The sequence below is a fragment of the Zunongwangia sp. HRR-M8 genome, assembly GCF_027594405.1.
GTDB lineage: Bacteria > Bacteroidota > Bacteroidia > Flavobacteriales > Flavobacteriaceae > Zunongwangia.
This window is the reverse complement of the sequence record NZ_CP115161.1, coordinates 1853453-1866119: the sequence shown is the minus strand read 5'-3', so window position 1 is coordinate 1866119 and position 12667 is coordinate 1853453. Positions and strand designations below refer to the sequence as shown.

General features: G+C 36.8%; 5 protein-coding genes. All 5 read right to left on the bottom strand.

From position 1 onward, the window contains the following. Nucleotides 1–403 precede the first annotated feature (403 nt). Nucleotides 404–3094: a DUF5695 domain-containing protein gene (locus tag PBT89_RS07985; protein ID WP_270064182.1), complete on the bottom strand. Its 2691-nt coding sequence runs from the start codon at nucleotides 3092–3094 to the stop codon at nucleotides 404–406. A 90-nt stretch (nucleotides 3095–3184) separates the two neighbouring features. Next, nucleotides 3185–5503, bottom strand: a complete 2319-nt coding sequence (locus PBT89_RS07980; protein ID WP_270064181.1) for an alpha-L-arabinofuranosidase C-terminal domain-containing protein — start codon at nucleotides 5501–5503, stop codon at nucleotides 3185–3187. A 39-nt stretch (nucleotides 5504–5542) separates the two neighbouring features. Then, nucleotides 5543–7237 (bottom strand): DUF885 family protein, encoded by a 1695-nt coding sequence (locus PBT89_RS07975; RefSeq protein ID WP_270064180.1) that lies wholly within the window; start codon nucleotides 7235–7237, stop codon nucleotides 5543–5545. A 43-nt stretch (nucleotides 7238–7280) separates the two neighbouring features. Further along, nucleotides 7281–10331: a beta-L-arabinofuranosidase domain-containing protein gene (locus PBT89_RS07970; protein ID WP_270064179.1), complete on the bottom strand. Its 3051-nt coding sequence runs from the start codon at nucleotides 10329–10331 to the stop codon at nucleotides 7281–7283. A gap of 54 nt (nucleotides 10332–10385) precedes the next feature. Continuing rightward, nucleotides 10386–12602, bottom strand: coding sequence for a S9 family peptidase (locus PBT89_RS07965; RefSeq protein ID WP_270064178.1), 2217 nt, complete (start codon nucleotides 12600–12602; stop codon nucleotides 10386–10388). Nucleotides 12603–12667 lie beyond the last annotated feature (65 nt).

The following is a 12667-nucleotide window of genomic DNA, read 5'->3' as shown; positions in this document are numbered from 1 at the left end:
AAAATCAGAAACTGGAAAGAATATACTTGCTAAAAGTTATGAGAGTATTTATGCCATTCCTGAAAAAAGTGTGCTTTCCAATTATATCAATGCTAATTTAAATTCGGGAAATTGTGATAGTTTAGATCTCAAATATTTCCCTAAAAGAATTGAACACTCGCAACAGTCTTTAAAAAACTTTTCTTTTGATGAAAAAATGAAAACGTATACAAACTACTGTATCTTTTGTTTGAAGCCGATTTCCATAAACGTTATAAAAAACAGCCAAGGAAAATATATAGTACTATTTATTGAAAGAAATAAAATCAACATCTAAAATCGACAATTTCTCTCAAAAAAAGAGACCCCAACGGGCCTCTTTACATGTAAAATTCACACTCAAAAACTATTTTAAAATGATATATTATTTCAAAATTATCGTTTTTGGCTTCTTAGATAACGGAATTTTATAAGATCCGTTCATTTTATCAAATTGTAGATCAAGTTCTTTGTTGGATCTCAAATATGCTTCCGGGCTATCCGCTTTTTTTTCTTTTAAAACCAATTCTATTTCTCCTGAAGAGGTATCATAAATCAATTTTTTAAAAGTACCAGCGTCTAGCGTTAACCATAACTCCTTTGGTTCAAAATAAATTTTACTTTTAGCAGCGGTGGTAAGCATTACCTTTATTTTATCGTCCTCTTTCTCGATATTTCCACCAAAAGAAAGCCATCCAAAATCTGGATTATCGATAATGTAAGTAGCCGAATTGATTGCATAACCAAAGAAGTTAGATCCATAATCACCAGATAAATAATCGATTCTCATCGTTGATGGATACGAGTGGAAAGCTGCAGATCCAAACCCGTCTTTTGTGATATTGGAGATCGCTCCTAAAGTTCCGCCATAGCCAACTTTCAGTAAATAAAAATCTGGATTATTTCTATACGCTTTCAACACAGGAATCGCATTTAAACCAGAGCCATAATGATGAATTTGGCGTTCTACTCTGGATAATTTACCTCCATAAAGGAAATCCCAATATCTACGTGCGTTACCGTTATACGCCCAGTGCGGCATTGTTGGCATGTACGCCAAAATCGCATTTAAAGTAACGTTTGCCTTTTGCTGATACCCAAAATAATCACTCCACATAAATACTTCTTCCTGCCCGGTAGAATCCCAAGGCATTTCACTACCAAATGGATAATTAAGAGACTTCCAGTGATCGGCTCTTTTCTTCATCGAAGCTTCTAAAGTAGTCGCCATCTCGGTTAATCCTTCCGCTTGTAGATCTTTTAGGATGTTTAGGAACACTGTTCCTTCCATTTGTCCAAAAACAGCATACCAAGGCGCTAATTCTGGCATCGTAACCGAGGTATGATACGCCTGCTCTAAGTACCACTTCCAATCGTGATTATTTACCAATCCTTTGTGATATCTGGATAAACGATACATTACCCAATAAGCGGCAGCAACGTGAGGATAGTTATAAGATCTTCCGGGGTCGTCTGCTCCTTCTTTATTCCATGCAGCCCATGTACTGTAATTTATGGAATCATTATACGTTCCTTTTGGTAACGAATCTGGCTCGTAAAAGAAAACACTTTTTTTAACTCCGTATTTTCTTTTTCCTTCATCATACTGAATACCACCCCAAAGTGTTTCATCAATAAACAATTCCAGTTTTTCGATCTCCGCTTTTTCTGGCTGAATTAGTTGTTTCATCATGGCTCCTAACCAGCTTCCTGCACCACCTTCATCACTTAAACCAGCTACCCATGCACGACTATCCTGAGTAATTTGTTTTTTATCTTCGTAATCGTAAGAGATCACAGAGTTTGTTCTTCCGAAGAATTCATCTGGTTGATCAAACCATTGTTCGGTCATCAAGAAGTGTCCAAAATCATCGACAACTTCGGTTTCTGGCTTAATGACTTTATAGTTGATCGTTTGTTCTAAACCATCTTTATAAGTTACTGTTACGCGGCTTCTACCCCATATTTTTCCTTCTACCTGATATTCGGTAAAACCAGATTCTTTTTTACCAATTTTGGTTATCGCAATCGCTCCTTTTGGTTCTACTAAAATATTTTCTACGTCTTCAGGATAATTAAGGAATAATTTTCCTTCAACATCCATTGGTAATACATAACCAGGGACACCAACTGCTACGGGTCTTTTTTCTTCGATTAATTTATCTTGAATTTTTTTTATGCTTGGTGCCAATACAAATTTCAATGCAAAATTCTGCGTTTCTCCTGCTCCAAGGCTTAGAGACGTTGGTTTATTCCATTGATCTTTATCTTTCCATTCTTTTTCTGCATAAGCTTTACTAAGCGCCATCCACTCGTGAACACCTTCAAAAACAATACTTCTTCTGCTAGGATCATCATTTAATGGCCGATAGGCTTCAAAAGGCATATTGTTTTCTGGTAATACTAATAATGCTTCGCCTTCTCCCGTAAGATGTTTTACTTCTAAATATCCGGCGTCGTTGCCAATATATGGATCAAAAAATACATTATCGGCATGGGTTTCATCCAAATGCTTTCCTTCTAAAATGTTATTGAAAGCCATTGGTGTTCCCAAAGCACCAATTTCAACCGATTTGCTTGTTGGGTTTGTAATTTCAAAACGTAATACCAAACCACCGTCCTTTTTCTCATAGTATCTTTTAATGCTAAGTGGATTTTCTTCGCCTAAAGTATTACTTAGATCGGCTGCTGCTAACACATTACCAGACAATGATAAAGCTTCTACTTTTTTACGATTCTTAGCAGTCGAAAATGATTTCCACTCGCCATCTGCTCCTTTTATTCTGAAGTTTAAATCGCCAATATAATAGATGCCATCTTTATCGCGAATTTCGATACGTTCACCCGGAGTAAAATCGAAATCTGGATCTGAATTTGGATATAATCCGGCTACCGTCTGCGAAGCATTTACCAGTTTTAAAGTAAATTCATCTGTTTTTAGTTCTGTAAAACCTTCATCGATCCCAAGAGTAGATTCCCTTTCTTTAAGGTTATCCCAATAAGTAGATTTTTCCTGTGCACTTGCTGTTATCGTTATCAAAAACAATAAAAGCAACGTCTGTAATTTAGTTTTCATTTTCATTTTTTACTCAATTCTCAAGAATTACATCCAAAAATGGCTAATCCTGACTTCTATTTTTAATGTTTATTTATTTCTTCTGCCGACTTATTTATTCACTTTAAACTTATAGATTCCTGCACTTTCCTTCGGAATTTCTATAGCTTTTTCTGAAATTTCTATCCCAGCTTCAGTAATACTTATTCGCTCTTTATCTTTTTCATCATTAAATACCATATCATTTTCTCCTGAAATAATAAATGATTTTCCTGAAGTGGCTATACTTTCTGAAATTCCGTCTAATTTTAAAGATTGAGTCTCATGCGTAGCGTTAACTACTGAAATTGTAAGAAATTTGCCATCTTCCGTAATCGTAGCGGCAATATCTAGAGGCTCTGGCGAGCCGGTAAATGCAATCGGCTGTGTACCAAATTCCTGTCGATATAATTTTAAAACCAATCCTGTTCCTTCTAACCAAGCATCAGTCTTAGTGGTTTTAATGGCTCCAATTACATTCACGGTTTGCGCATAATTGGCCATATAATAAATATCAGACTGGCGAGAAAATTCATTCAATCCGGCAGCAATACCTAAGGCGTCTCTTAAAAAGTAGCGTGTACCTAGTAAACCGTAAACATGAGGGCCATACCAATAATTCCACTCATCCATCGCTATTTTAATATTCTTTTCTGCAATGCCAGGGATTTCTCTACGAGCACGTCGATGCTCTTCAGCAACTTCAGCAATAATTTCAGGCATTTGGTTTACGTGCGTTAGCAACCCACCGGCATGCCAGTTTTGTTTGTAAAAATGCTCACTAATAAAGGTCATATATTCAGCACTATTCTTGTACATCATATCATTCCATTTACCGGGATAACCAACCGCAATAAGATCGATATGTGGATCCACATCCCACATTGCTTTAGCCACTTTATTATGCTTTTTCACATAATCTTCGATTGGCATGTGGCCTAGTTGCCAATCACCAAACATTTCGTTTCCTACGGCCCAAAGTTTTACGTTATAAGGTTCTGGATGCCCATTTTCAGCTCTCCACTGTCCCATTTTGGTAGAAGCTACTCCGTTAAAATATTCCACTTCGTTAGCAGCAAGTTCTGCCGTTCCGAGTCCGGTGTTTACTGCAATGTTCGCTTTGGTATTTAAAATTTCGCAAAGCTCCATAAATTCGTGAACACCAACATCGTTATATTCTAAACCATTCCAGGCTCGTTCAAATTTTGTAGGACGTTTATCTGGATCGCCAATACCATCTTTCCAATCGTAGCCCGAAACAAAATTTCCACCAGGCCATCTGTAAATTGGTGCATCTAACTGCTTCATTAGTTCGATCACTTCAGGGCGGTATCCTTTAATATTATCCGAAGGCATTAAAGAAACAGCCGCTAATGTTAATTTCCCAGCTCCTTCAAAAGTAATTTCTAAACTTCCGTTATCGCTAGTTTCTTCAGAAGAAAATTCAAAAGCTATTTTCTGAAAATTACTGCCAGAAACATCGAAAATATCCTCATTCCCGTTTAATGCAACAGTAACTTTTTTAATATCATTTCCTTTAAAAACCAATCGGCCTTCATAAGTTTTACCAGCAACAAGCGCTAATTTTTGTTGTTTTAAGCTTAAATTATTTTCTACCTGATACACCGGTAATTTTCCCTGAGAATATGAATACGAACTATCGATACTAACCAAATTGGTATCTACAGCGGTTTCCCAAGGAGATTTTTTTGTACCCGGAATATAATAAAACTTACGATCGTCCAGCATTTCTGCCCACATACCGCCATAAATAGATTTTCCCATATGCTCGATAAACTGCCCATAAATGTATGGCGACATAGGATCTAATTTTTCGTCAAGATTTACGGTGATTTCCGGTCTTAATTCTTTAGCTGAAATTTCTTCTAATTGAAAATTATCAAAATAGATCTTCCCTTTTGCCTTTCCTTTTTTTCCAAGTAAAAGCTCTAGCATAAAACTGTCGTCCATTTTTGTAGAGAATTCCATATCGACTTTTGTCCAATCGGTATCTCCCTTAAAAATAGTGTCTCCCGTAAATTCAAATTTTCCAAGTCGTAATCCGGCACCGCTATTTTCTCTTTCTCCTTCTACACCTTCGGTTCTTACGAAACCAGTTACTTTATAAGTTGCAAAAGGTTTTACATTGATCTTTTTAAACCAACGCTCAACAGTTAAGGTATCTGAAGATAATATAAGTACCTGCGAATCGTATTGATCTGAAGCTGCATCTGTATAATGAGCCGGTGCGCTCCACGGCTCATATTGCCAGCCGCTTTCTTTTACATCTGCATTTTTTGCCGGAGATAATAAATTTTCATTTTTTTCCTTTTCACATGCTCCAAGTAAACAGACCAGAATTAAGAGAAAAAGGATATTTATGTTTTTCATTTGTTAGGTTTTATTAGCGGTATGGTTAGATGTTTCGGCTTAGTTAAAATCGGTTGAGAATTCCCAACTTGCTTTATAATCTTTTGGTATTTTTTTATCCTCCAACAGTAAGCGAAGTACAGCAACCGGCATTATATTTTCTTGCATCACACGATCATGAAATTGCTTTTCTGTCCATCCCATTTCTAAAAGTTCATTACGTAGCGCATAAAACTGAAGTCCACCAATCATATAGGCTAATTGATATAATGGCGGTGTGTACGAGGTTGCAAAAGATCGGCGAACTTCAGCCTCGGCATTAGCATACTCGTGCCCTACTTCTTTTACTAACATGTCTATACATTGTTGCGGAGTCCATTCTCCTAACTGATATTTTAATGAGAAAATGATTCGCGCACAACGGTGAATTCTCCAAAAAAGCATTCCCATTTTTTCTTCAGGCGTTCTTGGAAAATCTTTATTCCACAAATTAATCTCCCAATATAAAGCCCAACCTTCCATCCAAAACGGAGTATCAAACGAACTACGATAAGGTTTGTTTCGCTGGTTCATATAAAATTGAAGATTATGCCCCGGGTGTAATTCGTGTTGCACGGTAGGAAATGAGAAGTTTGGATTGTTACCACGCATACTCATTAATTTATCTTCGTGCTCCATTCCTTCAGTTGGATACGAAATACTAATTTCCCAGCCACCGGTAAAAAACGGATTCACTTTTTGTCTTTCTGGCGTCATCATAATCATTCCCCAAGTTTCTTTTGCCAACTCTGGGATGGTAATTAGATCGCGTTCTTCAATAAAATCTACTGAATGCTCATATAATTCATTAATGGTTTCCGGTTGCATTCCCGGTGCTACATAGGTATTTTTCACATGCTCTAAAGCCGCTTTCCAATCGTCTCCATAGCCCATTTCGTTAGCAGCTTTAATCATTTCAGCTTTACACCAGTCAAATTGTTTCTCCGCAGTTTCGATTAATTCTTCAGGCGTGTACGGAATAAACTCATATTCGAGATTTTTGATGAGTGTTTTTCTTCCCACTGGTTTCCCTATGATTCCGCTTCCATCGTCTTTCTGACTATCTTTTGAATAGTTTTGACTAAGAAATTCAGCATATTCCTTCAATTTTTGATCTAAAGAAGCATACGGCGTCTTCATCCACCAGGTAAAATCTGGATCGTAATCATAATAGAACTTATAAGCTTCTACTAAACCACGTTGAAGTGACGAAATGATCGCTGCAGCTTTTTCAGCCTTCAACCAATCCTCAAATTCGTTGTTTTTAAGCGCTTTTATTTTTTCTGAAATGTTTTTTTCAGCATCATTAAAAGCCATCGCCAAAGCTTTTGCATCTGGCTGAGTTCCTCTTCTTCTTTGCTGAATAAAAGAGTACAAATTATCTGCAAAATCTACTACTGAAGCAACTTCTTTAAAAGCCTCGTAATCCTGATTAAGCAGATATTCTTCTTTTTCGATAAGGTTTCTTAACAGCACATAATCTGCTTTTCCATCTTTCGATAATCCATTAAAATCAATATCCTTTAGTTTGGCTTCCCATGCTGTATAAAATTGATTGTAACGCTCGTAGTATTCTTTAGATTCACGCATGGTATAAGTACGTCTTAACGCAAATTTATCAGCTCTAAAGGTGTTAATTACATCGATCATTTCATTAGCATAAATGCTACTGGAAAAGCTTATAAATACGAAAAGACAACTTAATAATTTCTTCATAATAGGATATTAGATTTGAAAATTTAGAATTCTAATAAAAGCATTAATCAAGATCTACATCCAGATATACAGAATGTCTTCCGTAGGTATCATAAAATGGTTTGTAAATCACGCCGTCGATCTCGAAAGTAAGTTCTTCTGGATTTCCTTTAATTGAACCTCCAATATTTTCAGCATCAAAATTTACTTTACGCCATTCAGTTCTTGGTTCGTCTTCCTGAGCGGCTAATAAAACAGGTCCATAAAATAAACTTGCAATATTTTGCTGATCCATCACAGGATCTAAATGGAAACCAAAAGGCATTTTTAATGCTACCGTATCACCATCTTTCCACTTTCTACTTATTGTTACATAAGTTCCCGGTGTAGCTTCTACGCTTTCTTCTTTACCATTGATTTTAACGACAAATCCTTTGGTAGCCCAACCTGGTACACGTAATTTAAGATCGAATTTCCCATTACCGTTAATCGTTAATTTGGTATGATCTTCTTTAGGGAAATTAGTTTCCTGTGTCACTTTTACTTTTTGCTCATGCCAATGCAAGGTCGATGGCACATATAGATTTACGTATAAAGATTTGTTATCTGCTCCTTTAAAATAGATCGAATTCTGAAGTTTTGTACTGCTCTCTAAAGCGGTACCGTTACAACATGTAAAACCGGTCATATTTGGGTTTCCAAAACTTTTTTTGGAACCTGGGCGCAACGGAACATGATAAGTATTTGCCGGAGAATCTTCAGCTACGGAAGCTAAAATATGATTATACAATCCGCGCTCGTAATAATCCATAAGTTCCGGGCGTTGCTCGTAAAGAAATAAATCACGAGTAAGTTTTAGCATATTGTAAGTCGCACAGGTTTCGTTTTGCCCACCTGCAGATAAACCATTTTCGTATAAAGTGCCCGGTTGTGCTATAAAACATTCGGCATTTGCAGGATTTCTGGCTCCGGCAACTCCGCCAATACTATACATATAATCGTTTGTCGCTTTAACCCAAAAATTATCGGCCACATTAAAATATTCCGGTTTATCAGAATCCCGATACATTTCTAAAGCGCCAACAATTTGTGGAATATGTTGATTGGCGTGTAATCCTCTAAACGTATCTACATTTTTGGCTAAACCATGAGAATGATTGGCATCTCCAAAAAATACTTTGATATTATCAAAAAGTCGGGCGGTTTCTAAATAAGAATCTTTGCCTGTAATTCGGTACAAACGTGCCATAGCTTCATTCATACCACCAAACTCACCAGCGATATACCGATTCCACATGCTAATAAGGGTTTCTGTAGGTAATTGGCTTAAACGAGCATATACCCAATCTCCCATTCCTTCTGCAATAGTTAAAGCTTTTTCATTTCCGCTTACTTCGTAGATATCCATTAATCCGGCAAGGATCTTATGAAGCGTATAATACGGCGCCCAGATTTTTGTTTCTTCTGTACCATAAACTGCTCCGTTTTCAAGCATAATAAACTGGTCTGGTGGATATGCACTAATAAATCCTTCTCCCCAGTTCCAGTAGTCGGTGCGAATACCTTCTTCACTAAGATCGGAGCTGTAAATTTCTTTTCCCGGCCCAACAGGAACTGTTGTTGGATCGGCATTAAATTCACCTCCTTGTTCAGTAGCTTTTCCAGACATTTGCGATAAATCGTATAAAGTATTTACCATATACGCCATTTTATCAGCAAAGTTTTGCTGCAATTTCTTATCGTAACCTGTGCTTGCGTAAGCTTGTGCAATTGCCGTTAAATAGTGACCAGAAGCATGGCCGCGTAATTTCGTTTCCTGCGTATCCCAAACGCCAAGAGGTTTTGCTCCCGCCGGTTGCTCTTGTCCAAATGCATTTCTGAACATGTATAAGAATGAATCGGGATCGGTCTCAGCAAGGGTATTTATAAATTTATCACGATTTTCAATGAATTTTGTGTTTTGGCCATTCGCATTGGCATCTAAACTTACCGCGTCTAAACCAAAAGCTTCTAAGGCTCTAGATGGTTTTTCAGCAGCAATGGTTTGCACTACATTAACGGTAGCTTTTGGTTTTAAATCTGTTCCGGCTACGCTTCCAGTTACGGTATAGGTTCCGGTTTTTAAAACTTCACTATTATCTGTTGGTGCTGGCCAGGTTACTTTTACTTTTGGTCCTTTTAGGCCATTTTTATAAGTTCCTTCTAGTGTTCTTGGTAGTCTTGGTAAAACGCCTACTGCGGTTTGTACTTCAATATCCTCTACGGAAGTTAAAAACTCGTTGTATAGTTGTGGTGTAGTTGCTGAAAACACTGGAAGGTTATCATGAGGTTCTTTACGCTCGTTTACCACACCATCACGTTTTTTTAAGGCATTTTGAAAAATTCCTTTAACCTGATTATCGGTAAGACCTATTCTATAAATTCTAAAATCATGAATACTGGCATCTAAAGCAGGCTTGTCTTCAGCAATAGATCGACCAATATATAATTTGTTTTCTTCGCCAGATTCTACATTAAAAACATCAGACAATTCCAAGTCGATTTCTTCTTCTGAATTTACCTGAACGCCGTTGATATAAGTTTTTATAGCTTTTGATGGAACATCGATCACCAATACCAAATGCGACCAGCGATCTTTTGAAACTTCAGCTACTGAACTCGATAATGTGTATTTTTTGCTTGAATCTTTAGCAACTTCCGCCGTAAAATCTTTAGTTTCTCCATTTCCAAAGGGCGCTAAATAGGCGTGTGTATTTTTATTTTTTCCGAAGTCGAAAAGAATTTGATTGGAATCTGTTGAATTCAACTTGATCCATCCCGCCATACTAACCGACTCTACATTGCTTAATGCGGAAGCTGGTAATGAAATATAGGCTTTTCCTGAGAGAGATAGCACATTTTTAAATAACTCGTCTTTTACAAATTTGGCATCACCTTTAATTGTTGCATGCAGATTATTACGAGACCAGTCTTTGGCATCCTTATCAAAAACATAGCGTGCAATTAAACCTGTTTCTCCAATTCCGTCAAGAATTTGATCGCCTTGAGCGCGGACTTCAACTAATCCTGCGATCATAACGCAAATAAAACAGGTGATAATTTTGTGCAATTTCATATTATAAATCTTTCGTTATAAAAAATTAAGCTTGTTTCTACGATTATTAGTGCATTAGTTGTAAACCTTATCCCATGATGGTGGATCTACCTCTAATAAATGCTTCACGAAAAAGTCTCTCCGTTTACGTTCGCCAAAAACGCCACCAGAAGTATGATTCTCTCCCGGTAAAACCACCAAATCAAAATCTTTATTGGCTTTTATCAAGGCATCTGCAAATTGCATAGTCGATGCAGGATCTACATTATCATCTAGTTCCCCAACGATAAGCATTAAATTCCCCTGTAATTGGGCAGCATTTTCGATATTCGAATTCGCCGCATAATGTGGCCCTATTGGATATCCCATCCATTGTTCGTTCCACCAGATCTTATCCATTCGATTATCGTGACAACCACAAGAAGCGACGGCAACATCATAAAAATCTGAATTAAAAACCAAAGCAGCACCAGCACTTTGCCCACCGGCAGAAGTACCACGAATCCCTACTTTATCGGCATTCATATAAGGATATTTTTCAGCCGCAGCAGTGATCCAAAGTTTACGATCTGGGAAGCCGGCATCTTTTAAATTCTGCCAACATACATCGTGAAAGGCTTTAGATCGGTTAGAAGTTCCCATTCCATCGATTTGTACCACGATAAATCCAAGCTCAGCTAAAGAGCTTAGCGCCCAATAATAACTACTGAATTCCTTCGGAACAAATGAATCGTGTGGACCTGCATAAATATATTCGATGATCGGATATGTTTTTGAAGGATCAAAATTGGTAGGTCTTACGATAATTCCCCAAATATCTGTCTCGTCATCTCTACCCTTTGCGGTAAAAACTTCAGGTTGTTTCCACCCTGTTTTCTCTAATTCTGTAATATCTGCTTCTTCTAAAGTTAAGATTGGCTTTTTCTTACCTGTTTTTTTCAGAACCGTTACCGCCGGCATATCAACTCTGGAATATTGATCTACGTAATATTCTTTATCCGGAGAAAAAGTCACTTTATGGTTTCCGTTTTCAGAAGTAAAACGAGTGAAATTCTTTCCGTCGAAATCAATTCGGCAATAATGGATCAAATAAGGATCCTGCCCTTTATCCAAACCGCTGGCCGTGAAGTAAATTTGACGATTTTCGTCATCAACTTCTACAACTTCTCTAATCGGCCAATTTCCTGAAGTTATTTGATTCTTAACTTTTCCGGTGTTACTATCGTAAAGATAGAGGTGATTGTATCCGTCACGTTCTGAAGCCCAGATAATTTCATCTTTTCCCTTTACATCATGGCGATATTTTTTACCACTATAATCAATAAAAGTAGGGCTGGTTTCATCGATTATAGCTGTAGTCTTTCCTGTTTTTGCGTCAACTTTAATTATTCGGTATGCCTGGTGACCACGCTGATTGAACTCGAATGTAAACGAAGAACTGTCGTCTTTCCATTGATAATTATATAACGAGAACTGAGCATTAAAAAGATCTGTAGATACCGGAATATGCTTTTGAGAAGCCACATCAAAAAGTTGCGGACTCTTAAAATCCAGCTCATCTCCCGGTTTTGTGTAATCTCTGGTATGTAATTTTGGTTGAAGCTGATCGTCTGGGCTAGATTCTACAAAATAGATATCATGCTTTTCGCCTGGTCTAACTTTATAAGCTATAATTTTTTCGCTATCTGGTGACCAGATAATATTTGCAGCATAAAAGAAACCTTTTGTACCGTCGAAACTTAATTGTGTTTCTACTTTTGTTTTATTATCTTTTATATAAAGATTAGAATTCTTTATAAATGCGGTATGTTTTTTATCTGGCGATGGCACAGGATCGCCTTCCCTTTCATTTCCTCTTCTCCCCCAGTATCCTCTGTCCCTTTTTTTACTAGGAACATTTTCGACAACACTAATCTCGTAACCTGCAAGATCTATATTATATTTTATGGTATCTAGCTCAAATTCTAAATTCGATTTATTGTCATCGAATTTTAGATTAGAAATATCGATTTTAAAACTTTCAATTTCCTTATCTAATTTTTCTGAAAGTGCTGCTGCTAATTTTTGATGATCAAAAGCTGATTTTTGCTCTTGTGTTTCAGCATTTACAAAAACATATTCACTACCTGTTTTTGTGTTATTTTTATACCAAAACTCTTTGTCGTTTAACCAGTTAAAGCTGTTTGGCGTATTAAAAACTTTATTTCCAAAAAGAGTATCAAGAGATTCTGCTCTTTTATAATCTTCTACCGTTCCCTGTGCGAATAGTTGCTGCACTACAATTGCAAACAAAAAAAAGGATATATATTTTGTTTCAAATATTCTCATGTTTTAAATATATAAGAAGTAATTATAAA